This is a genomic window from Streptomyces sp. NPDC028722, from assembly GCF_040637655.1.
In the GTDB taxonomy this organism is placed as follows: domain Bacteria; phylum Actinomycetota; class Actinomycetes; order Streptomycetales; family Streptomycetaceae; genus Streptomyces.
Window position 1 is genome coordinate 501,506 of record NZ_JBEZWU010000002.1, and the last position, 23,599, is coordinate 525,104.

Sequence of the window (23,599 nt, forward strand, 5' to 3'; positions counted from 1 at the left end):
CACCGCCGGAGAAGGCCCGGTGAGGCCCCCATGTGCCCGGGGCGGGCGGACCGCTGCGCTCCGGTCGTGGCGGGCCGCCTCTGTTCACCACGCCTTCATGCCATGTACCTTTCAATCAATCGACGCGTGTAGAACTCTCGACAGGCTCTACGCGCGCAGACCGCGCCCGCACCGCCTCTCCCCACCCCACACGGAGGTTCGCCGGATGCCCGGAACCAGCAGTTCCCGCCGCAGACTCACCACCGCCCTGGCCGGCCTCGGGCTGCTCCTCGGCGGAGCCGCCTTCCAGCTCGGTACCGGCGCCCCCGCCCACGCGGCGGCCCCGCACCGCATCCTGTTCGACAACGCCCACGCCGAGACGGCCGGCAACGCCGACTGGATCATCTCCACCAGCCAGCCCGACCCGCTCGGCCAGGACTCCTCGCCGTCCGCCGAGACCGACTGGACCGGAGCCCTCTCCTCGTGGGGCGTCGCCCTGGAGAAGACCGGCGCCTACAGCCTGAAGACGCTGCCGCAGGGCTCCGCCCTCAGCTACGGCGGCACGTCCGCGACCGACCTGTCCAACGTCGACACGCTGGTCCTGCCGGAGCCGAACACGCTGTTCACGAGCGCCGAGAAGACGGCGATCATGAACTTCGTGAAGAACGGCGGCGGTCTGTTCATGATCTCCGACCACACCGGAGCGGACCGCAACAACGACGGCGAGGACGCGGTCGAGATCCTCAACGACCTGATGACGAACAACGGCGTCGACTCCACCGACCCCTTCGGCTTCTCCATCGACTCGCTGAGCATCAGCTCCGACCACCCCGCCGCGATCAGCGACAGCACCGACCCGGTCCTGCACGGCTCCTTCGGCACCGTCACCAAGAGCCTCATCGCCAGCGGAACGACCGCCACGCTCAAGCCCGCCGACAACCCCGGCGTCAAGGGCCTGCTGTACCGCACCGGTTACTCCGGCACCACCGGCGCGTTCTTCGCCACCAGCACCTTCGGCAGCGGCCGGGTCGCGTTCTGGGGTGACAGCTCCCCGATCGACGACGGCACCGGCCAGTCCGGCAACACCCTGTACGACGGCTGGAACGACTCCGGTGCCAACGACGCGGCCCTCGCCCTGAACGCCACCGCGTGGCTGTCCGGCGCGAGCGGCGGCGGCACCGGCGGTGGCTCGACGTCCTGCACGGCCGCCCAGCTCCTCGGCAACAACGGCTTCGAGTCCGGCAGCACCGTGTGGAACGCCACGAGCGGCGTCATCACCAACGCCACCGGTGAGAAGGCCCGTTCGGGCTCGTACTACGCCTGGCTCGACGGCAACGGCACCGCCACCACCGACACGCTCGCCCAGTCGGTGACCATCCCGTCCGGCTGCCCGGCCACACTCGGCTTCTCCCTGCACGTCGACACGGCCGAGACCACCACTAGCACGGCCTACGACACCCTCAAGGTCCAGGTGGTGAACGGTTCCGGCACGGTCCTGGCCACCCTGGCGACCTATTCCAACCTCGACGCCGCGGCCGGGTACACCCAGCGCACCTTCGACCTCGGCGGCTACGCCGGGCAGACCGTCACCCTGAAGTTCACCGGCACCGAGGGTTCCAAGTACCAGACGTCGTTCGTCGTGGACGACACCGCGCTCCAGGTCGGCTGAGCCGGGGCGGGGGCGCGTCAGGCGGCCGGCACCGTCCGCTCCGGCACGTTCCAGCCGGAGACCCGCACTCGTGGCACCGACCCGTGCAGGTCGCCGGTCCGGTAGGTGGCGGTCAGGGTCAGCCGCTCGCCGGGCCACAGGCTCACCTCGTTGTCCGACCAGCGCACCGGCAGCACCGGCCGGTCCCGCGCGTCCACGAGACGGACGTCCGTGAACAGCGCCGGGGTCGCGCCGGTCCCGGTGTTCCGCAGGGTCACCGTCGTGGTCGAGGTGTCCCGCCCCGACCGGGTGACGGCCGTCGCCGTCACCGGCACCCGCGCCATCGAGGCGAGTCCGTGGAGGTCGGCGTAGCCCGTGGTCGGGGTGTGGTACCAGTCGGTGTCGTCCCAGTCCAGGGTGTCCGGGCTGGTGGAGAGCCAGTACACGTTGCGGCTCACCTCCGTGCCCCGGGCGTCGGTGAGCACCAGCCGGAGCAGGTGGGTGCGCGCCGGACCGGTCACCGAGGCCGGCAGGGTGAGCGCGGTCGCGTGGGCCCCGTCGCCGTCGACGGCCGTCCCGGTGACGGTCCTGTCGTACCTGCGCGTCCCGTCGGGGTCGAAGAGCGCGGCCCGGACGGTGAGCCCGCGCTCCCGGGTGTGCCGGTTGTTGACCACGACGACCGAGCGGTCGTCGTAGGAGTACTGCACGTGCAGCGGTTCGTTGGCCTTCTTCGCCCCGAAGTAGGCGCCGTTCTGATCGAGGTAGCGGTCCGTCAGCTGCCAGTGCAGGGAGGTCCAGCCGCTGTTGAACATCCAGTGCACGACTCCGGTGGCGGGCCGCTCGGCGTCCGTGGCGTTGCGCCCGTACGCCTCGAACTGGGCGCGGACGTTCTCGTACTGGGCCAGCTGGGCCTTGCGGACGTAGTCGGTGAGGCCCGTGGGGGCGCCGTAGCGGCCGGCCAGGGCGTGGTCGTAGAGGGCGAGCGTGCCGAAGGTGGCGGACGGTGAGCGGTGGTACTGCCGGGCGTCCGGGTCCCGCCAGAGGGTGTCGAGTTCGGCGGGTGTCATCATCCGGCGCAGGGTGTCCAGGGTGGGGATGCTGGGGCCCGCGCTCGTCTCGGAGTTGAAGCCGGTGGCCCCGCCCTCCCGTTTGGCGTACCAGTAGCCGGGCGGCACCCAGTCGTACGGGCCGGTCATCTTCATGCCCGAACGGCCCAGCTGCGGGGTGGAGGCGTCGGAGGCGGCGGGGACCACGGGGGCGGTGAAGTCGGCGCCCTTCAGCGCGTCGAGGTACTCGCTCTCGATCGTCGCGCTCGGGGCGGAGTCGCTGCCGATCAGGAAGGACAGCACGCTGGGGTGGTCGCGCAACCGGGCGGCCTCGGCGGCCATGGACGCCCTGGCGACACGGTGATCGGCGTCGGTCCACTTCTTCCCCGACCCGTTGGGATTGACGTCGCCCTCCCACTTGTCGCAGCACTCCCAGCCCGGCAGGGTGAGGACGCCGTAGCGGTCGGCCAGGCCGAAGAACTCGTCGGGCTCCAGGTGGCCCTCCAGGCGGAGGGTGTTCAGGCCGAGGTCGACGGCGTACTTCAGCCGGTCCTCGACGTAGGCGCGGTCCCAGCGCAGGAACTCGTCCGGGGACCAGCCGCCGCCCCGGACCAGGAGCCTGCGGCCGTTGATCCGGTACTGCCGGGCGCCGTCCGCGTTCAGCGGTGCCCGCACGTCCCGGATGCCGAAGGTCTCGTGGGCCGTGTCCGAGACCGTGCCGGCGACGGACGCGGTGAGGGTGAGGCCGTACAGCGGCTGCCCGCCCATCCCGGCCGGCCACCACACCTTCGGCGCGGTGAGACGCAGGCCCGGGGTGTCGTCGGGGGTGAAGGTGACGGTCTTCGTCTCGTGGGGGGCCAGCGGTACGGTCCGGGTGAGCCGCGTGCCGGCGACGCTGCCGGAGATCTCGGCGGTCACCGGCGTGCCGGAGTCGTTGCGGGCCCGGGCCTTCACCGTCAGGCGGGCCGTGGCGAGCGACGGCACGGCCAGCTCCGTCAGTACGTGCGTGTCGCGCAGGGCGACCGGGCCGCCCCGGCGGACCAGGACGTCGCGGACGAGGCCCATGTTGCGGTCGGGCGGCGGCTGGAGCCAGTCGAGCCAGCCCATGGTCAGGTCGCGGCCGGGGTCGTTGGGCCGGACCCGGAAGGCGACCGCGTTCGTGCCGGACCTGACCAGCGGGGTGATGTCCAGTTCGTGGCGGGTGTAGGCGCCGGCGACCTCGGCGGCCCCGGCCACCCGGTGGCCGTTCACATAGACGTCGGCCGCCGAGACGACCCCGCTGAAGTCCAGGAAGGTGCGCCGCCCGGTGTCCTCGACGGTGAACTCGGAGCGGTACCACCAGGGCACCTCGAAGTCGGCCTTCGGGATCCTCTGCTGGTCGGTGGAGCGGAACGGGTCGGCGTACACGCCGTTCGCGAGCAGCGCGGCCAGCACCGTCGAGCGGGGGCCCGTCCGATACCAGCCCTTCGCCGGGTAGCCGGGGGAGGAGACGGCCGCGGCGGAGTCGGTCACCCGCGCGGTGGACCGGACGGCGTAACCGGCGAGCGGGGTGCTGGTGCCGGCGACGGCGGGCACGTGGGCGACCCGGGCGGACCGGTGGGGTTGCGCGGTGTCCCGGGGACCGGCCCAGGCACCGGCGGTGAGGGCGCCGGCCAGGGCGAGCAGCGCGACGGCCCCGGGGAGCCGGCGGGCGGGACGAGGGAACACGGCGGACTCCAGCCTCGTAAAGTTAGGAAACTTTACAAACGCCGGTCACGCTAGGGCGACCCCCGGACGCTGTCAACGACCCTCGCCGTCGTGAACCTTGACCGAGAGTCAGATTCCGGCCGTCCGGCGCTCGAACACCACGTCCCGGGCCGTGTCCAGGGCCGTGGCCACCGCGCCGAGCAGCACCGCGTCCGCGCCGAGCCGGCTCGGCGCTATCCGCGGGCGCAGCGGGGTGAGCGTGCGCAGCCGCTCGCGGACCGGCCGGAGCAGCAGCCCGGCGCTGTGACCGAGCCCGCCGCCGAGGACGACGAGGTCCGGGTCGAGCACGGCGGCGGCGGCCGCCACCGTGTGCGCGATCCGCTCGGCCTCCAGCTCCACGGCCCGCACGGCGGCCGGCTGCCCCTGCCGGGCCGCGTCGAACACGGCCTTCGCGGTCAGCCGGCCGCTCATCCCCAAGCGCCGGGCGGACTCCACCACCGCCACCCCCGCCACCGCGTCCTCCAGCCGCTCCGGCTTCCCCCGGCCGGTCCAGGGCAGGAAGCCGATCTCGCCGGCCAGCCCGTGCGCGCCCGTGAACAGCCGCCCCCCGCTGACGACGCCCATGCCCAGACCGGTGCCGATCAGGAGGTACGCGAAGAGCCGGCTGCCCGCGCCGGCGCCGTACGCGTACTCGCCGAGCGCGGCCAGATTGGCGTCGTTGTGCACCTCCAGCGGGACGCCCAGCTCCCCGCGGATCCGGTCCATGAGTCCGGCGCGCCCCCAGCCCGGCAGATGCGTCGCGTACCGGACCCGCCGGTGCCGCTCGTCGTACACCCCGGGTGTGCCGAGCACCCCGTGCGCCACCTCGGCCGGGTCCGCGCCCGACCGCTCGATCGCCCGGCGGGCGGTGTCCACCACCAGGCCGGCCAGGGCGGCGGAGGTACGGGCCGGATTGGGCACGTCGGTCCGTGCGACGACCGTGCCGTCCAGGTCGGCCACCGCCACGCGCAGCCGGGCCCGGCCTATGTCCACACCGAGCGCGTACCCGGCGGCCGGGTCGGGGGCGTACAGCACGGCGGTGCGGCCGCGCTCCGGGGTGTGCGTACCGGCCTCGCGCACCAGGCCGGCCGACTCCAGCGAGGCGAGCGCGCTGGAGACCGTCGGCTTCGACAGGCCCGTGTCCCGCGCCAGTTGGGCGCGCGAAGCGGCACCGAGGGCGCGCAGCCGGTCCAGGAGCAGCCGCTCGTTGGCACTGCGCAGGCGCCGGCGGCTCCAGGGCTGTTCCGGCGGCTCCGTGACGTCGCTGGCGGGCATCGCACCATTCTCCTGCATGCCCGGCGCATACTTGACGCCTCTCGTAAGGCTCCTTAACTTTGTCGGCTCGTCGGCCCGCCGGGTGCGGCGTGTTCCCGCGGCGTCAGGAGTCCCCATGTCCGGCAGCCCGCCACCCACGGGTGGTTTCGTCCGTCGCGTCGGCCTGTTGCAGGCCACGGCGATCAACATGAGCCAGATGTGCGGCATCGGGCCGTTCGTGACGATCCCGCTGATGGTCGCCGCGTTCGGCGGGCCCCAGGCGGTCACCGGATTCGTCGCGGGCGCGGTCCTGGCGCTGTGCGACGGCCTGGTCTGGGCGGAGCTGGGCGCGTCGATGCCCGGCTCCGGCGGCAGTTACGTCTATCTGCGCCAGGCCTTCCAGTACCGCACCGGCCGCCTCCTGCCGTTCCTGTTCGTGTGGACGGCGATGCTGTTCATCCCGCTGATCATGTCCACGGGCGTGGTCGGCTTCGTCCAGTACCTCGGCTATCTCGCCCCCGGCCTCGGACGGACCGCCGGCGATCTGACCGGCCTCGGCGTCATCGCCCTCGTGGTCCTGCTGCTCTGGCGCGGCATCGAGCACATCGCCCGTATCACCCTCGTCATGTGGGCCATGATGATCACCTCGGTGCTCCTGGTGATCACCGCCGCCGCGACCGGCTTCAGCCCGCACCGCGCCTTCACCTACCCGGCACACGCCTTCGACCTGACGAGCGGTCACTTCTGGCCGGGCTTCGCCGCGGGCCTGACCATCGGCATCTACGACTACCTCGGCTACAACACCACCGCCTACCTGGGCGCCGAGATCAAGGATCCCGGCCGCACCCTGCCGCGCTCCATCGTCGCGTCGATCCTCGGCATCATGGCGATCTACCTGCTGCTCCAGATCGGCACCCTCGGCGTCGTCGACTGGCACCGGATGACGGACCCCCACGACATCGCCTCCACCTCGGTCGCCTCCGCGGTGCTGGCTCAGACGTGGGGCCGGGGCGCCGCGGACACGGTGACCGTGCTCATCCTGATCACCGCGTTCGCGTCCGTGTTCACCGGGCTGCTGGGCGGCTCGCGGGTGCCCTGCGACGCCGCCCGCGACGGGGTCTTCTTCCGGCCGTACGCGCGGCTGCACCCCCGGCACCGCTTCCCGGCGCTCGGACTCGCGACGATGGGAGTGATCACCGCTGTCGGCTTCCTGATCGGCCGTCACACCGACCTGCTGACGCTGATCCAGCTGCTCACCACGGTGATGGTCATCGTCCAGGCGCTCGCGCAGATCGTCGCGCTGAGCGTGCTGCGCCGCCGGCAGCCGGACCTGCGCCGCCCGTACCGGATGTGGCTGTATCCGCTGCCGGCCGTCATCGCCTTCGCCGGCTGGTGCGTCATCTATGGATACGCCGACCACAACTCCCCGGGCCGCCGCCCCGTCGAGTGGTCGCTGGCCTGGCTCGCGCTGGGCTGCGCGGCTTTCCTGGTCTGGGCGTGGCGGGAGCGGGTGTGGCCGTTCGGCGCGAAGGAGATCAGCGAGGAGTACGACGCCCTGGAGGCGAGCCCCGGGTGACGTGCGGAAGGCCGGTCCGCCCGGGCGGACCGGCCCCGCTCGCCCCGCCGCTTGTGCTACGGCCTGGGCGCGCTCCTCGCCGCCGTGACGGCGCAGACCAGTCCGAGGACGAGGGCCAGGGCGCCGATGACGATGTTGTTGACGATCACGCCCGCGTCCGGGGCGCGGCCCACGATCCACGGAGCGATGATCATCCAGATGCCCATGGCGCACATGGCCCAGCTCAGGCCGTACATCCGCTCGGGGGCCCGGGTGAATCCCAGCGCCAGCAGGCCTATGGCGATGCCCATGATCAAGTTGTGGGTCGCGAGCGCGGGCTGGTTCGCCGTGTAGTGCAGGATCCACGGCGAGGCGGCGCAGTACAGGCCGAGCAGGAACACCGGCCCGTCCACGAGCACCACATCCCGACCGTCGAGCATCCGGGCGTAGCGCGCCTGCATCTCGGGGACATCGGGGTGGCTCCTCATGTCACCCCGGTGCGAGACGTTCGCCATGATTCGTCTCCTTCGACTCTGCGGCCAGACCGGCGTCCGGCGCGGTGTGCGGTGTGCACCGCAGAATCCAGTTTGCACTTATTTGCCCTTTATGTGTAGTGATCCCCGGTCTTGTTCATGCCCTCTCCGGTCTGCCTCTCTCCGGTCTGCCTCTCTCCGGTCTGCTGTTCCATACTGCTGCGCAAACGATGCAGTCCCCGGCGCGCGTAACTCTTGACCGTGCCCAGCGGCCACCCGGTCCGCTCCGCGATCTGGGTCTGGGTGAGGTCCTCGTAGTACGCGAGGCGCAGGACGCGCTGCTGGGGCGCGGGCAGCCGGGCCAGTTCGTGTCCCACGAGCACGCGGTCCAGAGCGGCCTCGGGCCGCTCGGCGGCGCACTCGTCCGGCGGCAGGGCCGCGCCCGCCGCCGCCACCAGCTCGCCGCGGCGCGTCCGGGCGGACAGGGCGTCGGCGATCTTGCGGCGGGTGATGCCGACGATCCATCCGGCCACCGTCCCCCGCTCCGGCCGGAAGCCGGCGCGGCCCCGCCAGACACCGAGAAACACCTGCTGGGTGACGTCCTCGGCCTCCGTGGCATCGCCCAGCGTGCGCCACGCCAGCGAGTGCACCAGCCCCGCCCAACGGCGGTGGACCGCGGCGAGACAGGCCTCGTCGCCCGCCACCAGGCCGCGGGCGAGTTCCTCGTCGGTGAGCGGCTCCCCGGCAGGCGGCCACGGCGGCGGGCCGGCGGACCGGTCGGCCGGGGCCGCGGTACGGGGCGCGACGACGGTCGAGTGCGGGCTCATGACGACGGCTCCTTCGCGTCGGACGGGACGGCCGGAGCGGAGCGGCCGGGCCGTCCCTGTGGACCGGTACGTTCCGGGGCGCGCTCCGGGCGTTCATCGTGTGAGTCCGCGGACCGGCCGGACAACTTGCATCGGTTGTGCGTCGTATGGCGGACGTATGGTCGTCGTATGGATGCGACCGACCCTGCGGGGATGCCGGGGATGCCGGGGAGCGGCCGGGCGGGTTCCGCCGGGGCCGCGGAGCCGGGGCTGACCACCGGCGCGCTGGCCCGCCGGCTGGGCGTCTCGCCCACCACGCTGCGTTCCTGGGACCGCCGTTACGGCATGGGCCCCGCCGCCCGCGCCGACGGCCGGCACCGCCGGTGGACGCCCCGGGATGTGACCATGCTGGAGACCATGTGCCGGCTGACCGCGTCCGGGGTGCCGCCCGCCGACGCCGCCCGGGCCGCGAAGGAGCGGGCCTACCCGGCAGCCCCCCGCCCCCCGGCCGGCGGCGCGCCCGCCCCGGCACCGCCGGCCGTACCCGCCGCACCGGCCGCACCGGCCGCACCGGCCGCACCGGCCGCACCGGCCGCACCGGCCGTCCCCGCGGCGACCGCCCCCGGCGCGCCGTCTCCCGGTGCGGCCCGGCAGGAGGGTCGCGGGCTGGCCCGGGCCGCCGTCCGGCTCGACGCGGCGGCCGTCGGGGAGCGGCTGGAGGCCGCCGTGGACCGGTACGGCGTGGTGGCCGCCTGGCAGGACGTGATGCTGCCGACGCTGCACGCGGTGGGCCGCCGATGGGAGTCGTCGGGGGACCGGTACGTCGAGGTGGAGCACCTGCTGTCCTGGCAGGTGTCCACCACCCTGCGCCGCCACACCCGGCAGCCCGTCGCGACGGCCGGCCCCACGGGCGCGGGACCCGTGCTGCTGGCCTGCGTCCCCGGTGAGCAGCACACTCTTCCGCTGGAGGCGCTCAACGCGGCGCTGAGCCGGCTCGGCGTCGCCACCCGCATGTTCGGTGCCGCGGTGCCGGCGGACGCGCTCGTCGCGGCGGTACGGCGTCTGGGCCCGGCCGCCGTGGTGCTGTGGGCGCAGGCCCGCTCCACCGCGAGCCTGCCGCTCGCCGAGCACGTGGCCGCGATGGAGTGGGGCGTCAAGGGCGCCCGCGCGCAGCCCCTGGTGATGCTCGGCGGCCCCGGCTGGGCGGGCCGCCCCGCCCCCGGCATGCTCCGCCCGGCCACCCTGACCGAGGCCCTCACCCCCCTGGTCACCGCCTACGGCACACCTCCGCCCACCGAACCCGCCTGACCGACGGCCTCCACCCCCGCCTCGGACGCCCCACCGCCCTCACCGCCACCGGCCCGCTTCCCAACCGCCGGCCAGCCAGCCGGCGACGCGCACAGCCCGGCCCCGACGACGCGCGCGGGGAGCAAGAGGGCCGGCGCAACGTTCAGCGCGGTCCGGGGAAGCCTGCCGCAGGCGCATCAGCCGGGGCGTCCCCGGCTCCGTCCCACCCTCGCGGCGCCGGGGCGGGCGGTTCGCGGGGCGTCCAGCCGGGGCAGGAGTCGGCGGGAGTGTTCCCAGCCCCGTGCCGGGCCGTCCCCGCCGCCGGTGGCGCCGGGGGGCGGGCGGGGCGTGGGTTTCAGTCCGGGGCGGGGGCGCGGTCGCGGGCGCGGCGGAAGCGGGAGAGGCCCTCGGCGAGGCCGATGACCGGGTCCGGGTAGTCGCCGGTGCGCGCCCGGTCCGCGGTGCCCAGCTTCCACGGCTCGTGCACCGCCGCCCCGGCGATCTCCCGCAGCTCCGGCACCCAGCGCCGTACGTACGCGCCGTCGGGGTCGTGCCGCCTGGCCTGGGCGAGGGGGTTGAGGACCCGGTTCGGGCGGGTGTCGGTGCCGGTGCCCGCGACCCACTGCCAGTTCAGCTGGTTGTTGGCCAGGTCCCCGTCGACCAGCAGCCGCAGGAAGTGCCGGGCGCCGACGCGCCAGTCGACGTACAGGGTCTTGGCCAGGAAGCTCGCCGTGAGCAGGCGGGCGCGGTTGTGCATCCACCCCTCGTGCAGCAGCTGGCGCATCCCCGCGTCGACCACCGGATAGCCGGTACGGCCCCGGCGCCACGCCTCGATGTCCTCCCACGCCGTCCGCTCGGACCGCCAGTGGTCGTACTTGGTGCGGTAGTCGGCGCCGGCCGCGGCGGGCCGCACCGCCAGCAGCTGGCGGTGGAAGTCCCGCCAGGCGATCTGCCGTACGAACGCCTCCCCGCCCGGCCCGCCCGCCAGGCGCGCCCGCCGCACCACCTCGACGGGGGACAGGGTGCCGAAGTGCAGGTGCGGGGAGAGCCGGGAGGTCGCGTCGCCCGCCAGGTCGTCGTGCCGGTCCTCGTAGGCGGCGACGCCGGAACGCAGCCAGTCGGCGAGCCGCCTCCTGCCCGCCGTCTCGCCGCCCTCGGCCAGCCCCGGCGACAGCCCGGACAGCGCGGCCCGGGACGGCAGTGCCTCGGACCCGATGCCCGGCGGGACGCGGACCGCGCGCGGCGCGTCGCGCACGTCCCGCACGTGCTGCGCCGACCACTGCCGGAAGTACGGCGTGAACACGGCGAAGTGGTCGGAGGAGGCCGGGGTCACCGCGCCCGGTGTCACCACGGTGGTCACCGTGTCGTGGACGTGCAGCCGCCGCCCGTCGGCCTCCAGGGCGCGCCGCAGCCGCTGTTCCCGCCGGTGGGCGTAGGCGCTCACGTCGGCCGCCAGGTGCACCTCGTCGGCGTCCGCCTCCGCGGCCACCCGGCACACCTCCGCCACGACGTCGCCGGAGCGCAGGACCAGGCGTCCGCCCCGTCGGCGCAGCCCCGCGTCCAGGTCGCGCAGGCAGTCCGCGAGGAACGCCAGCCGGTTGGGGGCGGCGAAGCCCGCGGCGTCCACCCCGGTGTCCCGTACGAACAGCGGGACGACCTGACGGGCGCCCTCCAGCGCGGCCCGCAGGGGCGGATGGTCGTACAGGCGCAGGTCGGCGGTGAACAGGACGACCGAGACGTACATGGCGCGGCTCCGGGGCGTGGGATGCGGACGCTGGACAGTTCCGGCGGGGCGGGCGCGGCGGATGCGGCGTCAGCGGGCGGACGCGGGCGCCTGCCGGGCCGCCGCCCGCGCGATGTTGCGGGCCATCCCGCCGAAGACCACGGCGTGGAAAGGGGAGACGCTCCACCAGTAGGCGTGGCCGAGCAGGCCGTGCGGGTGGAACAGGGCCCGCTGCCGGTACCGGCTGCGGCCGTTGCCGTCGCTTTCCGCGTACATCTCCAGCCAGGCCAGCCCCGGCAGCCGCATCTCCGCCCGCAGCCGCAGCAGGTGTCCGGGTTCGATCTCCTCCACCCGCCAGAAGTCCAGCGAGTCGCCCACCCGCAGCCGCTGGGCGTCCCGCCGGCCCCGGCGCAGTCCGACCCCGCCGGCCAGCCGGTCCAGCCGGCCGCGCAGGCTCCAGGCGAGCGGGAAGGAGTACCAGCCGTTGTCCCCGCCCACGCCCTCGATCACCCGCCACAGCTCGTGCACCGGGGCGTCCACCGCCGCCTCACGGTGGTCGGCGTACAGGCTGCCGCCGGCCCAGTCGGGGTCGGTGGGCAGCGGATCGCTGGGCGCCCCGGGTACGGCGGCGGACGACCAGCGGGTGGTCACCCGGGCCTCGCGCACCCGGCGCAGGGCCAGCCGTACCGCTTCGTCGAAACCGAGCGGATGCCCCGGCGGGCCGGGCACGTACCGGTCGATGTCGTGCTCGTGGCAGATCACCTCGTGGCGCAGCGACTCGGTCAGCGGGCGGGCGAGGGAGGCGGGGACGGGGGTGACGAGGCCCACCCAGTGGCTGGAGAGGCCGGGGGTGAGGACCGGCACGGCCACGATGAGGCGCCGTGGCAGGCCCGCGACGCGCGCGTACCGCTGCATCATCTCCCGGTACGTCAGGATGTCCGGCCCGCCGATGTCGAAGGTGCGGTTGACGTCGTCCGGCAGGCCCGCGCTGCCGGCCAGCAGCCGCAGCACGTCCCGTACGGCGACGGGCTGGATCCGGGTGTGCACCCAGCTGGGCGTGATCATCACCGGCAGCCGCTCGGTGAGATAGCGCAGCATCTCGAAGGAGGCCGATCCGGAGCCGATGATGACGGCGGCGCGGAGCACGGCGGTCGGCACGCCCGAGGCCAGCAGGACGCGGCCGACCTCCGCCCGGGATCTCAGGTGCGGGGAGAGCCGGTCCTCGGGCACCCCGACCGGTGCGAGCCCGCCGAGGTACACGATGCGGCGCACACCGGCCGCCTTCGCCTGCTCACCGAAGACGTGGGCGGCGCGGCGGTCGGTCTCCTCGAAGCCGCTGCCGCTGCCCAGTGCGTGCACCAGGTAGTAGGCCACGTCGACGTCCCGCATCGCCTCGGCGACGGACGCGGCGTCGGTGACGTCGCCCCGCACCACCTCCGCCTCGCCCGCCCACGGATGGTCGCGCAGTTTGCCGGGGGAGCGGGCCAGACAGCGCACCCGGTGCCCGGCGGCGAGCAGTTCGGGCACGAGCCGGCCGCCGATGTAGCCCGTTGCTCCGGTCACCAGACAGCGGAGCCTGCCTGCCGGGTCGTCGTGGTTCATCGCTTCCAGGACCTCCGTGTCGGTGACCCCCCGGAACATGCCTTCCCGCCGGGCCGCGTCCGCGGATGCGTGTCCTTCTATAGGCTGATCACGTGGTGACAGCGGACGACCGGGAGCGACGCGCCGGACCACCGCGGGATCCGGCGCCGGACCCGCGGTCCTCCGCCGTGCGACCGCGCCGGGCGAACGGCGAGGCCGACCTGCTGGTGCACGCGTCCGCCGCGGCCCACGGGCCGCACGCCACCGACGTCCGGGCCCTGGCGGCCGTGCGGGACGCGGTGGAGCCGAGGACGCCGGGCCGTCCGCGCCTGCGTCCGGCCCTGGCCTCGGAGGCGGTCACCGACTGTCCGGACCGGCCGGAACACGCCGGGCGGGTCCGGGAGAGCGCCGGCCGCGTCTGCCGGGTCCGGGAGAGCGCCGGCCGTCGTGTGGTCCACCTGCACTACGCCGACGCCGCCCGCGCGGCGGCCCGCGGCCGTTTCCGGCCGCTCGTGGAGGCGACGGAGGCGGCCCGGCCGTGCTTCGGCCCGGACGAGCGGTCCGCGGCGTTGCGTTTCCCGACCGCGTCCGGCGAGGAACTCTCCCGCATACGCTGACCCCCCGGGACGGGCGGCATCCGCCGGTCCGCCGGGGGCGGTCCCGCATCCGTCGACTCCCCGGGACCGGAAGCAGCAGGTGTCTGCCGTCGATCACGGCACCCCCACGACCCGATGCCCGGGACAGCCGGTCATCGGGTGTCCGCCTCCGTTCCGAGCCAGGAGAGAGATGGCCGCCCCTTCCCTCCGTACCGCCCGCCTGCTCCTTCCCTTCGCCCTCCTCGCCGCCTGGCTGGCCGTCGGCGGCTTCCTGGGGCCGTTCGCCGGGCGCCTCGGCGAGGTCTCCACCAACGACCAGGCCGCCTTCCTGCCACGCAGCGCCGAGTCCACCCGGGTCCTCACCGAACAGCGGGCCTTCCGGCAGCGGGAGACGCTGCCGGTGATCGTCGTGTGGACCGCCGACGGGGGCGGCTCCGTACGCCGGCAGCAGGCCGCCGCCACCACCGCCCTCGCCTCGCTCACCCGGACGCCGGGCGTGGCCGGCCGGACCTCGCCGGCCCTGCCCGCCGAGGACGGCAGGGCACTGCAAGGGGTCGTTCCGCTGCGGCCGGACCTGGGGGACCGGCTCCCGGCGGCGCTCGACCGGATCCGCGCCGCCGCGGACCGCGTGCCGGGCACCACCGCGCAGCTGGCCGGACCCGCCGCGACCCAGGCGGATCTGGGCGACGCCTTCGCCGGCATCGACGGCCTGCTCCTCGGCGTCGCGCTCGCCGCGGTCCTGGTCATCCTGCTGCTCGTCTACCGCAGCGTGCTGCTCCCGTTCCTCGTCATCCTGAGCGCCGTCTTCGCCCTCGGGCTGGCCTGCGCGCTCGTCTACGCCCTGGCCGACCACGGGCTGGTCCGCGTCGACGGGCAGGTCCAAGGCATCCTGTCCATCCTGGTGATCGGCGCGGCCACCGACTACGCCCTCCTCTTCAGCGCCCGCTACCGCGAGGAACTCACCCGGCACGCCGACCGGTTCACGGCCGCCCGGGCGGCGCTGCGCCGGTCCTGGGCGCCCATCACCGCCAGCGCGGCCACCGTCGCCCTCGGCCTGCTCGCCCTCCTGCTCAGCGACCTGACGAACAACCGGTCGCTCGGACCGGTCGGCGCCCTCGGCATCGGCTGCGCCCTGCTCAGCACCCTCACCTTCCTGCCGGCCGCGCTCGTCCTCCTGGGCCGGAGCGCCTACTGGCCCACCCGGCCCCGGGCCACCGACGGCACGGACCGTGCCCACGGACTGTGGCAGCGCGTCGCCGCTGTCGTCGACCGCTCACCGCGCACGGTGTGGGCGAGCTGCCTCGTCGCCCTGCTGGCCTGCGCCGCCTTCGCCCCCACGCTCGCCTCCAGGGGCGTTCCGCTGTCCGAGACCTTCGTCGACGGCGCGCCGTCCGTCGCCGCCCAGGACACCCTCGACCGGCACTTCCCCGGCGGCTCCGGCAATCCGGCAGTGGTGATCGCCGACGCGGCGCGGCTCCCAAGGGTCCTCGCCACCGCCCGGCACACCGAGGGCGTCGCCTCCGCCGCCGCCGTGAGCGCCTCCGGCCGGCCCGGCGCCGAGCCCCTGGTGGCCGGTGGCCGCGCCGTGGCCGACGTCACCCTCCGCTCGGCCGCGGACAGCGACGACGCCACGGACACCATCGCCCGGCTGCGCAGCTCCGTGCGGGCCGTCCCGGGTGCCCGCGCCGTGGTCGGCGGCTACACCGCGCAGCGGTACGACACCCTGCGCACCGCCGAACGCGACCGGACCCTGATCGTTCCCGTCGTCCTCGCCGTCATCCTGGTGATCCTGGCCGGGCTGCTGCGCTCCCTGCTGATGCCCGTGCTCCTCGTGGCCACGGTCGCGGTCAACTTCCTGGCCACCCTCGGGGTCTCCGCCCTGGTCTTCCGCCACGTGTTCGGCTTCAGCGGCACCGACCCCTCCGTGCCGCTGTACGGGTTCGTGTTCCTCGTGGCCCTCGGCGTCGACTACAACATCTTCCTCATGTCCCGGGTGCGCGAGGAGTCGCTGCGCCACGGGGTACGGCAGGGCGTCGTGCGGGGGCTGGTGTCGACGGGCGGGGTGATCACCGCGGCCGGCGTGGTGCTGGCGGCGACCTTCGCCGCCCTCGGTGTCATCCCGCTGGCCTTCCTCGCCCAGATCGCGTTCATCGTCGCCTTCGGTGTCCTGCTCGACACGCTGGTGGTGCGCTCCCTGCTGGTGCCCGCCCTGGTGCGGGACATTGGCCGCCTCGCCTGGTGGCCGGGCCGGCTCAGCCGGCGCCCCGACGTGCGGGAGGTACCGCGGCCGCCGCGGACGCCGCGGACGGCGGACGAAGTACGGTGACATGCCCGCGCTGATCCGGGGCAACAGAAGCGGTACAACATGTACATTCCGTTCGGGTCAGCGACGCAGGAGGTGGCCGCCGTGATGAGTGCCAAGGTGTTGGAGCGTTTCCCCGCAGGGTCTCCGCGGGGATCGTGGCCGGCAGAGGAATACGCGGCGGCCCGGCGTGCCGAGGGCGAGCCGGCCACCGTGGTGATGGACCTGAAGTCGGACGCCTTCCTCGTCGTGCTCGACGGACAGGAGGACGACGGCCGCGCCTGAGGCGCGGCCGTCACTGCCGGGCCAGCTCCCGCGCCCGCCGCACGAACGCCGTGTGCAGGTCCTGGGCGGCCTGCGGCACCGGCTCCGCGCGCCGGCGCTGGAGCACCAGCAGCACCCGGGTGGTCTCACCGGCGAGCGGCCGGTACGTGATCGTGCCGGACCGCTCCAACGGGTCCCCGGCCACACTGAAGTCCGGCAGCACGGTCGCCCCGAGTCCCTCCGCGACCATCAGCTTGCCCATCTCCGCACCGTCGGTCGAGTACGACATGTCCGCGCTCTACGGCGACGCCGACCGCGCAGAGGCCCGCCCCTCCGCCCGGGTTCGGGCGGAGGGGCGGGCCGGGGTGGCAACCGCGGTACGGCCCGCCAGCAGCCGGTGTACGTAGCGGTGCATCACATACCCGGCCCGCATGGCGATCAGCGGGACACCGAGCAGGTCGTCGGCGGTGATCACCCGCAGCGCGGCCAGCGGGCTGTCCGGGCGCAGGCACACCACCGGCCGCCCGCGCAGCAGTTCGGTTCCCTCCATGCCCGCCGGGACGTCGTCGCCCTCCAGATGGTTGACGAGGCCGAGATCGAAGCCGCCCTCCGCCAGCCCGCGCTGGATGTCCGTCTGCTGGGCGCCCACCACCTCCACCTGGGTCACCGGATGGCCGGCGCGGAACTCCCGCAGCACCGGGATCAGCAGCGGCACGGTCGCCGCGTTGACCGTGCCGACGCGCACCGTACGGCTGATGCGGTGCTGCTCACCGGCCGCCGCCCGCAGCCGGTCCACCGCCTCCAGCACGCTCACGATGTGCGGCAGCAGCTCCCGGCCCGCCCCGCTCATCGTCGCGCCCGACCGCTTGCGCTCCAGCAGGTCGACACCGAGCTCCCGCTCCAGGTTCCGCACGGTCTCGCTCAACGCCGGCTGTGACAGGCGCAGTTCGTCGGCCGCCCGGCGCAGCGAGCCCAGCCGGGTCACGGCCGCGATGTATTCCAGCTGTTCCGTCCGCACCGCCGCAGAATGCGCGGCCGGCGGCGGCCGGTTCAAGGGTTTTCCTGTCACACCTTCGTTAAATTCAATGGTCCGCGATACGAGACCGGTCGGGTTTACCTTGACGGCCATATCCGGCTGCTGCCACGATCGACGGCATGACGATGCGACTGGACCTCACGCGGCGACGCCATGTCGACCTCGCGCGCGTCTCCAGCGCCTCCTGTTGCCCCGCGGCCTGATCCGCCGCGTTCCCCGCCCCACCGGACGTCTCCGGCACGCCTGATTTCCCGCGCCCCTCCCCGCCCGGAATTCCGCGTGCCCGAATGTCCCCGCGCGCATTTCCCGCAACAGGAGTTCCGCATGCCCGCAGCGCCTCTTGAATTCGCCTACTGGGTCCCCAATGTCAGTGGGGGACTTGTCACCAGCACGATCGAACAGCGCACCGACTGGGGGTACGACTACAACCGCCGGCTCGCCGTGCTCGCCGAGAACAACGGATTCGGGTACGCGCTCAGCCAGGTCCGCTACATGGCCAGTTACGGCGCCGAGTACCAGCACGAGTCCACCAGTTTCAGCCTCGCCCTGCTGCTGGCCACCGAGCGGCTGAAGGTCATCGCCGCCGTCCACCCCGGCCTGTGGCACCCGGGGGTCCTCGCCAAACTCGGCGCCACCGCCGACCACCTGTCCCACGGCCGCTTCGCCGTCAACGTCGTCTCCGGCTGGTTCAAGGACGAGTTCACGGCGCTCGGCGAGCCCTGGCTGGAGCACGACGAACGCTACCGCCGCTCCGAGGAGTTCATCACCGCCCTGCGGCGGATCTGGACCGAGGACCACGCCGAACTCGCCGGTGACTTCTACCGGCTGCGCGACTTCTCCCTCAAGCCCAAGCCGCTCAACACTCCCGAGCGCCCGCACCCCGAGATCTTCCAGGGCGGCAACTCCACCGCCGCCCGGCGGATGGCCGGCCGCGTCTCCGACTGGTACTTCTCCAACGGCAAGGACTTCGACGGGGTCACCGAACAGATCCAGGACGTCCGCGCGTCCGCCGCCGAAGCCGGGCGCCGGGCACCGAAGTTCGGCCTCAACGGCTTCCTCATCGCCCGCGACACCGAGGCCGAGGCCCGCGAGACCCTGCGCGAGATCGTCGCCGGGGCGGACACCGAGGCGGTCGAGGGCTTCGGCGCGGCCGTACGCCAGGCCGGACGGTCCACGTCCGACGGCAAGGGCATGTGGCAGGACTCCACGTTCGAGGACCTGGTCCAGTACAACGACGGCTTCCGCACCGGGCTCATCGGCACGCCCGAGCGGATCGCCGAACGCATCGTCGCCTACAAGAGGCTCGGCGTCGACCTCTTCCTCCTCGGCTTCCTGCACTACCACGAGGAGGTCGAGTACTTCGGCAGCCGCGTGCTGCCGCTCGTACGCGAACTCGAGGCCCGGCTGCCCGAGACCGCCGACGGGCCCGGGTCCGTGCCCGCCCACGTCTGACCGTCCCCCCGCCTTCCGCACCGCACCGCACCGCGAAAGAGGTCACCGCAGCATGAGCACCGTCCCGCACACCGACTGGACCGCCGGCCCCGCCCCGCGCACCGCCCAGGACTGGATCGCCCGCGCCACCGGGGTGGCCGCCGTCCTCGCCACCGACGCCGCCGCCCGCGACCGGGCCGGCGCCACCCCGTACGCCGAGATCCGGCTGCTGAAGGACTCCGGCCTCGTCACCCTCCTCGGCCCCGCCGAGCACGGCGGCGCCGGCCAGGACTGGCCGACCGCCTACAGGGTCGTCCGGGAGATCGCCAAGGCCGACGGATCGATCGGCCAGCTCCTCGGCTACCACTACCTGTGGTTCTGGGCCGCCCGCCTGGTCGGCACCCGCGAACAGTGGGAGCACGTGGAGGCCGAGGCATCCCGCAACCGCTGGTTCTTCGGCGGAGCCGTCAACCCGCGCGACAAGGACGTCACCGTCACCGAGGACGGCGACGATCTGGTCTTCACCGGACGCAAGTCCTTCTCCACCGGCAGCAAGGTCTCCGACGTCACCGTCCTGGAAGGCGTCCTGGACGGCACCGACCAGCACGTCTTCGCCATCGTGCCCTCCGGCAGCGACGGACTCACCTTCCACGACGACTGGGACAACATCGGCCAGCGGCTCACGGAGAGCGGCGGCGTCACCCTCGACGGCGTCCGCACCCCGTGGTCCTCGGCCGCCGGCTACGTGGACAAGCGGTTCCAGCCGCGCGTCTACAACACCCTCAACGTCCCCACCATCCAGCTGGTCTTCGTCAACTTCTACCTCGGCATCGCGGCCGGCGCGCTGGAGACGGCCGCCACCTACACCCGCACCAAGGCGCGGTCCTGGCTGCACGGCGGTCACGAGCGGGCGGTCGACGAACCGTACGTCATCGACACCTACGGCGACCTCACCGCCAAGCTCTGGGCGGCCGAGGCGCTCGCCGACACCGTCGCCGCGGAGGGCCAGACCCTGCACGACGACCCCGACGCGGTCACCGAGCGGACCCGCGGCGAGTTCGAGGTCCGGGTCGCCGCCACCAAGGCACGCGCCACGGACGTCGCCCTGGAGATCACCACCCGCATCTTCGAGGTCACCGGCGCCCGCTCCACCGCCACCACCGAGGGACTGGACCGCTTCTGGCGCAACGTCCGCACCCACACCCTGCACGACCCGGTCGCCTACAAGCGCCGCGAGGTCGGCCGCTGGGTCCTCGAAGGCGAACTCCCCGAACCCACCTGGTACTCCTGACCGACCTGCCCTCCGGGCGCCCCCGCGCGGGCGCCCGGCGCACCCCAGAAACGAGGCACCCATGGCCACCGTCCTGTCCGTCTCCGGCAGCCCCTCCGCCTCCTCGCGCACCGGCCGCCTGCTGCGCCACCTGGACCAGCGGCTCATAGCCCAGGGCCACGAGGTGATCCCGCTCGACGTCCGCACCGTGCCGGCCGAGGCCCTGCTCGGCGCCGACTTCCGCCACCCCGCCATCGTGGAGGCCGCCGAGCTGTTCGCCCGCGCCGACGGGATCGTGGTCGGCACACCCGTCTACAAGGCGTCGTACTCCGGCGTCCTCAAGGCGCTCCTGGATCTGCTCCCGCAGTACGCGCTCACCGGCAAGACCGTGCTGCCGCTCGCCACCGGCGGCTCCACCGCCCACGTCCTCGCCATCGACTACGCCCTGCGACCGGTGCTGAACTCCATGGGCGCCGCGCACATCGTCCAGGGCTGGTTCACCCTCGACAAGGACATCACCGTACGGGAGGACGGCTCGGTGACCGTCGCACCCGCCACGGAGCAGGCTCTGGGGCAGGTGGTGGACCAGTTCGCCGCGGCGCTGGGCCGCAGCCCCGTCCTGGCGGCGGCGAGCTGACCCCCATGACCGCCCACGTCATCGCCGACGAGACGGAGGCGCTCGCCGTCGCCGCGGCCCTGGCCGGCGAGTTCCGCACCGGGGCCGCCGGACGGGACGCCGCACGCCGGCTCCCGCGCGCCGAACTGGACCGGCTCTCCGCGTCCGGACTGCTGGCCGTCACCGTGCCCGCCGGGCACGGCGGCGCGGATGTCGGCGCCCGGACCCTCGCGGAGATCTTCCGGCTGCTCGGCTCCGCCGACGGCAGCCTCGCCCAGATCCCGCAGAGCCATTTCGTGTACGTCAACGTCATCCGCCGCCAGGGCACCGACGAGCAACAAAAGTTCTTCTTCGCGGAGATCCTCGCCGGTCGCCGCCTCGGCAACGCCCAGTCCGAGGCCGGCACCCGGCACGTCCAGGACATCCGCACCCGCCTGGAGCCCCGGGCGGACGGGTCGTACGTCCTGCGGGGCGTCAAGCACTACAGCACCGGCGCCCTGTTCGCCGACTGGATCCCGGTGCCGGCCCGCGCCGAGGACGACAAGCTGTACGTCGCCTACGTCCCCCGGGACGCCCCCGGCCTCACCGTCGTCGACGACTGGGACGGCATGGGCCAGCGGACGACCGCCAGCGGCACCGTCCGCCTCGACGGCGTCCCCGTGCCCGCGGACCGGGTCCTGCCCCACCACCTCACCTTCGAGGGACCACAACTCCACGGCGCGGTCGCCCAATTGCTGCACGCCGCCATCGACACCGGCATCGCCGGCGGAGCACTGGCCGAGGCTGCGGAGTTCGTCCGCACCACCAGCCGCCCCTGGTTCGAGAGCGGAGCCGGGACCGCCACCGAGGACCCGCTGCTCGTCCAGCGCTTCGGTGAACTCGCCCTCGAGCTGCGGGCCGCCGAGGCACTGCTGCGCGAGGCCGCCCGCGCCGTCGACGCCGCCCGCGCCGAACTCACCGACGACTCCGCGGCCGAGGCGTCCATCGCGGTCGCCGCCGCCAAGGTGCGGGCCGCGCAGGCCGCCGTGGAGGTGGCGAGCGCCCTGTTCGAGGTGGCCGGCACCCGCGCGGCCCTCGACTCCCTCAACCTGCACCGCCACTGGCGGGACGCCCGCACCCACACGCTGCACGACCCCGTCCGCTGGAAGATCCAGCACATCGGCCGGTACGTGCTCGACGGAACCCGGCCGCCCCGGCACGGCCTGCTCTGATCGGAGACCCCCTCGTGTCCCTCACCTTCCACTGGTTCCTGCCCACCAACGGCGACAGCCGCCATGTCGTCGGCGGCGGCCACGGCACCCCGGCGACCGCCTCCGGCCGGGACCGGCCGCCCACGGTCGCCTACCTGAGCCAGATCGCCCGCGCCGCCGAGGACCTCGGCTTCGCCGGCGCGCTCACCCCGACCGGCGCCTGGTGCGAGGACGCGTGGCTGACCACCGCCATGGTCAGCCAGAACTCCGAACGGCTGAAGTTCCTGGTCGCCTTCCGGCCCGGCTCGGTCGCCCCGACCCTCGCCGCCCAGATGGCGTCCACCTTCCAGCGCCTGAGCGGCGGCCGGCTGCTGCTGAACGTCGTCACCGGCGGCGAGAGCCACGAGCAGCGGGCCTACGGCGACTTCCTCGACAAGGACGCCCGCTACCGCCGTACCGGCGAGTTCCTGCACATCGTGCGGCAGCTGTGGGACGGCGGAAGCGTCGACCTGCACGGGGAGCACCTCCGGGTGGAGGGGGCGAAGCTCAGCCGGGTGCCCGACCCGGTGCCCGAGGTGTACTTCGGCGGCTCCTCGCCCGCCGCCGGCGAGGTCGCGGCCCGGTACGCCGACGTGTACCTCACCTGGGGCGAACCGCCGGCGCAGGTCGCCGAGAAGATCGCCTGGATACGGAAGCTGGCCGCGGAGCACGGCCGTACCCTCCGGTTCGGCATCCGGCTGCACGTCATCACCCGGGACACCGCGCGGCAGGCCTGGGCGGAGGCGGACCGGCTGCTCGACGGCTTCGACCCGGAGACCGTACGGGCCGTCCAGACGGGCCTCGCCCGCAGCGAGTCGGAGGGCCAGCGGCGGATGCTCGCCCTGCACGGCGGCAGCCGGGAGAGCCTGGAGATCCACCCCAACCTGTGGGCCGGCATCGGGCTGGTGCGCGGCGGGGCGGGCACGGCCCTGGTCGGCAGCCACGACGAGGTCGCCGAGCGCGTCAGGGAGTACCACGCCCTCGGCATCGACGAGTTCGTCCTCTCCGGCTACCCGCACCTGGAGGAGGCGTACTGGTTCGGCGAGGGTGTACTGCCCCGGCTCGCCGCACAAGGCTTGTGGACGCACCCGGACGGCAGCCGGACCGCCACCACGGCACACGTACCCTTCGCAGGCTGACCCCCCGCCCCCCGCCCGACCACCGGGGCCATCCCCAACCACACGGCCCCCGGCCCCCGCGACGGACAGCGGCAGGGCCTGTCGGGCTTCCGGGACGGATCGCGGTGAGCCCCTCGCCGACCGGGAGACCCGCCTCTGAGCGGGCCCCGCTGGAGGGCCCGCGTCCCTGCCGGCCGGTCCCGCCCAGGACCCACGCCGGTATCAGCCGGCCCCGTCGAAGGGTGTGCCCGGCCGTCAACCGACCTGGCCGGAGGGTGTGCCCGGCCGTGAGCCGACCTGGCCGGAGGGCCCGCGCCGGTGCCGGCCGGTCCCGGGCGACGTCCGTGGCGCAGCCCGTCCGCCGGGCCTCCGGGGGGCGGCGAGCCTCCTCGCCGACCGGGACACCCCGCCCGTCGGCGGCCCCTGCCGGGCTCACGCCCGTGTCAGCCGGTCCCGACGGTTCCCCCGCCCGCCGACAGGCCCCACCGGGGGCCCAGGCCCCTGTCAGCCGGGGCCGGCAGGGTTCCCCGCCCAGCGGCGGGCCCCGCCGGGGGTCCAGGCCCGTGTCAGCCGGTCTCGGTAGAGGTTCCCCCCCGTCGGTGCCCGGCCGGGGCTCGCGCTCGTGCTGGCCGGCCCTGCCCGGAGGCTTTCCGCCCGTTG

18 protein-coding genes and 1 pseudogene are annotated in these 23,599 nt (G+C 74.1%); 12 read left to right on the forward strand and 7 right to left on the reverse strand.

All coding sequences use genetic code 11. The features are described 5' to 3' along the window. Positions 1 to 205: 205 nt before the first annotated feature. Positions 206 to 1,648, forward strand: a complete 1,443-nt coding sequence (locus AB0F03_RS04775) for a hydrolase (RefSeq protein WP_361986518.1) — start codon at positions 206 to 208, stop codon at positions 1,646 to 1,648. A gap of 17 nt (positions 1,649 to 1,665) precedes the next feature. Here the strand turns inward: AB0F03_RS04775 and AB0F03_RS04780 are convergent, their stop codons facing one another. Together AB0F03_RS04780 and AB0F03_RS04785 are read right to left on the reverse strand one after the other, a co-directional pair. Beyond that, positions 1,666 to 4,380 carry a sugar-binding domain-containing protein gene (locus AB0F03_RS04780; RefSeq protein WP_361986520.1) on the reverse strand — a complete coding sequence of 905 codons (2,715 nt, stop codon included), beginning with the start codon at positions 4,378 to 4,380 and terminating at the stop codon, positions 1,666 to 1,668. Positions 4,381 to 4,488: 108 nt separating this feature from the next. Further along, a complete protein-coding gene (locus AB0F03_RS04785) occupies positions 4,489 to 5,673 on the reverse strand; it encodes an ROK family transcriptional regulator (RefSeq protein ID WP_361986522.1) in 1,185 nt (394 codons plus the stop codon). 115 nt (positions 5,674 to 5,788) lie between these two features. On the opposite strand from AB0F03_RS04785, the gene AB0F03_RS04790 reads away from it, so the two are divergent. Continuing rightward, positions 5,789 to 7,228, forward strand: coding sequence for an APC family permease (locus tag AB0F03_RS04790; protein ID WP_361986524.1), 1,440 nt, complete (start codon positions 5,789 to 5,791; stop codon positions 7,226 to 7,228). A 56-nt stretch (positions 7,229 to 7,284) separates the two neighbouring features. On the opposite strand, the gene AB0F03_RS04795 is transcribed toward AB0F03_RS04790, so the two are convergent. Both AB0F03_RS04795 and AB0F03_RS04800 read right to left on the reverse strand, forming a co-directional pair. Continuing rightward, positions 7,285 to 7,722: an SPW repeat protein gene (locus AB0F03_RS04795; RefSeq protein ID WP_361986526.1), complete on the reverse strand. Its 438-nt coding sequence runs from the start codon at positions 7,720 to 7,722 to the stop codon at positions 7,285 to 7,287. An 89-nt stretch (positions 7,723 to 7,811) separates the two neighbouring features. After that, on the reverse strand, positions 7,812 to 8,507 hold the full coding sequence (locus AB0F03_RS04800; RefSeq protein WP_361986528.1) for a sigma-70 family RNA polymerase sigma factor: 696 nt from the start codon (positions 8,505 to 8,507) through the stop codon (positions 7,812 to 7,814). 192 nt (positions 8,508 to 8,699) lie between these two features. Here AB0F03_RS04800 and AB0F03_RS04805 point away from each other — a divergent pair, with 192 nt between their 5' ends. Next, entirely contained in the window at positions 8,700 to 9,794 is a 1,095-nt protein-coding gene (locus AB0F03_RS04805) for a MerR family transcriptional regulator (protein WP_361986725.1), read from the forward strand. A gap of 334 nt (positions 9,795 to 10,128) precedes the next feature. Here the strand turns inward: AB0F03_RS04805 and AB0F03_RS04810 are convergent, their stop codons facing one another. Together AB0F03_RS04810 and AB0F03_RS04815 are read right to left on the reverse strand one after the other, a co-directional pair. Beyond that, positions 10,129 to 11,517 carry a deoxyribodipyrimidine photo-lyase gene (locus AB0F03_RS04810; RefSeq protein ID WP_361986529.1) on the reverse strand — a complete coding sequence of 463 codons (1,389 nt, stop codon included), beginning with the start codon at positions 11,515 to 11,517 and terminating at the stop codon, positions 10,129 to 10,131. Positions 11,518 to 11,586: 69 nt separating this feature from the next. Beyond that, positions 11,587 to 13,098, reverse strand: coding sequence for an SDR family oxidoreductase (locus tag AB0F03_RS04815; protein ID WP_361986727.1), 1,512 nt, complete (start codon positions 13,096 to 13,098; stop codon positions 11,587 to 11,589). A gap of 92 nt (positions 13,099 to 13,190) precedes the next feature. Here AB0F03_RS04815 and AB0F03_RS04820 point away from each other — a divergent pair, with 92 nt between their 5' ends. The 3 genes from AB0F03_RS04820 (at position 13,191) to AB0F03_RS04830 (ending at position 16,260) form a co-directional block, all read left to right on the forward strand. Continuing rightward, positions 13,191 to 13,694, forward strand: a complete 504-nt coding sequence (locus AB0F03_RS04820) for a MarR family transcriptional regulator (protein ID WP_361986531.1) — start codon at positions 13,191 to 13,193, stop codon at positions 13,692 to 13,694. 169 nt (positions 13,695 to 13,863) lie between these two features. Continuing rightward, a complete protein-coding gene (locus AB0F03_RS04825; protein ID WP_361986533.1) occupies positions 13,864 to 15,999 on the forward strand; it encodes an MMPL family transporter in 2,136 nt (711 codons plus the stop codon). A gap of 84 nt (positions 16,000 to 16,083) precedes the next feature. Beyond that, on the forward strand, positions 16,084 to 16,260 hold the full coding sequence (locus AB0F03_RS04830) for a hypothetical protein (RefSeq protein WP_361986535.1): 177 nt from the start codon (positions 16,084 to 16,086) through the stop codon (positions 16,258 to 16,260). A 10-nt stretch (positions 16,261 to 16,270) separates the two neighbouring features. On the opposite strand, the pseudogene AB0F03_RS04835 reads toward AB0F03_RS04830, so the two are convergent. Further along, a pseudogene (locus AB0F03_RS04835) lies at positions 16,271 to 17,257 on the reverse strand (LysR family transcriptional regulator). A 143-nt stretch (positions 17,258 to 17,400) separates the two neighbouring features. Here AB0F03_RS04835 and AB0F03_RS04840 point away from each other — a divergent pair. The 6 genes from AB0F03_RS04840 (at position 17,401) to AB0F03_RS04865 (ending at position 22,960) form a co-directional block, all read left to right on the forward strand. Continuing rightward, a complete protein-coding gene (locus AB0F03_RS04840) occupies positions 17,401 to 17,478 on the forward strand; it encodes a putative leader peptide (RefSeq protein WP_353962852.1) in 78 nt (25 codons plus the stop codon). A 121-nt stretch (positions 17,479 to 17,599) separates the two neighbouring features. Beyond that, a complete protein-coding gene (gene sfnG / locus AB0F03_RS04845; RefSeq protein WP_361986536.1) occupies positions 17,600 to 18,727 on the forward strand; it encodes a dimethylsulfone monooxygenase SfnG in 1,128 nt (375 codons plus the stop codon). Between the two features lie 52 nt (positions 18,728 to 18,779). Beyond that, entirely contained in the window at positions 18,780 to 19,997 is a 1,218-nt protein-coding gene (locus AB0F03_RS04850; RefSeq protein ID WP_361986538.1) for an acyl-CoA dehydrogenase family protein, read from the forward strand. A gap of 61 nt (positions 19,998 to 20,058) precedes the next feature. Continuing rightward, positions 20,059 to 20,613: an NADPH-dependent FMN reductase gene (gene ssuE / locus AB0F03_RS04855; protein ID WP_361986540.1), complete on the forward strand. Its 555-nt coding sequence runs from the start codon at positions 20,059 to 20,061 to the stop codon at positions 20,611 to 20,613. A 5-nt stretch (positions 20,614 to 20,618) separates the two neighbouring features. After that, positions 20,619 to 21,803, forward strand: a complete 1,185-nt coding sequence (locus tag AB0F03_RS04860) for an SfnB family sulfur acquisition oxidoreductase (protein WP_361986542.1) — start codon at positions 20,619 to 20,621, stop codon at positions 21,801 to 21,803. Positions 21,804 to 21,817: 14 nt separating this feature from the next. Further along, a complete protein-coding gene (locus tag AB0F03_RS04865; RefSeq protein ID WP_361986544.1) occupies positions 21,818 to 22,960 on the forward strand; it encodes an LLM class flavin-dependent oxidoreductase in 1,143 nt (380 codons plus the stop codon). Positions 22,961 to 23,599 lie beyond the last annotated feature (639 nt).

Excerpts from the sequence above, each read along its gene's own strand:
- AB0F03_RS04775 (WP_361986518.1), top strand. The coding sequence starts at position 206 with ATGCCCGGAACCAGCAGTTCCCGCCGCAGACTCACCACCGCCCTGGCC.
- AB0F03_RS04785 (WP_361986522.1), bottom strand. The coding sequence starts at position 5,673 with ATGCCCGCCAGCGACGTCACGGAGCCGCCGGAACAGCCCTGGAGCCGC.
- AB0F03_RS04790 (WP_361986524.1), top strand. The coding sequence starts at position 5,789 with ATGTCCGGCAGCCCGCCACCCACGGGTGGTTTCGTCCGTCGCGTCGGC.
- AB0F03_RS04795 (WP_361986526.1), bottom strand. The coding sequence starts at position 7,722 with ATGGCGAACGTCTCGCACCGGGGTGACATGAGGAGCCACCCCGATGTC.
- AB0F03_RS04800 (WP_361986528.1), bottom strand. The coding sequence starts at position 8,507 with ATGAGCCCGCACTCGACCGTCGTCGCGCCCCGTACCGCGGCCCCGGCC.
- AB0F03_RS04805 (WP_361986725.1), top strand. The coding sequence starts at position 8,700 with ATGCCGGGGATGCCGGGGAGCGGCCGGGCGGGTTCCGCCGGGGCCGCG.
- AB0F03_RS04810 (WP_361986529.1), bottom strand. The coding sequence starts at position 11,517 with ATGTACGTCTCGGTCGTCCTGTTCACCGCCGACCTGCGCCTGTACGAC.
- AB0F03_RS04815 (WP_361986727.1), bottom strand. The coding sequence starts at position 13,098 with ATGAACCACGACGACCCGGCAGGCAGGCTCCGCTGTCTGGTGACCGGA.
- AB0F03_RS04825 (WP_361986533.1), top strand. The coding sequence starts at position 13,864 with ATGGCCGCCCCTTCCCTCCGTACCGCCCGCCTGCTCCTTCCCTTCGCC.
- AB0F03_RS04830 (WP_361986535.1), top strand. The coding sequence starts at position 16,084 with ATGAGTGCCAAGGTGTTGGAGCGTTTCCCCGCAGGGTCTCCGCGGGGA.
- AB0F03_RS04840 (WP_353962852.1), top strand. The coding sequence starts at position 17,401 with ATGCGACTGGACCTCACGCGGCGACGCCATGTCGACCTCGCGCGCGTC.
- sfnG (WP_361986536.1), top strand. The coding sequence starts at position 17,600 with ATGCCCGCAGCGCCTCTTGAATTCGCCTACTGGGTCCCCAATGTCAGT.
- AB0F03_RS04850 (WP_361986538.1), top strand. The coding sequence starts at position 18,780 with ATGAGCACCGTCCCGCACACCGACTGGACCGCCGGCCCCGCCCCGCGC.
- ssuE (WP_361986540.1), top strand. The coding sequence starts at position 20,059 with ATGGCCACCGTCCTGTCCGTCTCCGGCAGCCCCTCCGCCTCCTCGCGC.
- AB0F03_RS04860 (WP_361986542.1), top strand. The coding sequence starts at position 20,619 with ATGACCGCCCACGTCATCGCCGACGAGACGGAGGCGCTCGCCGTCGCC.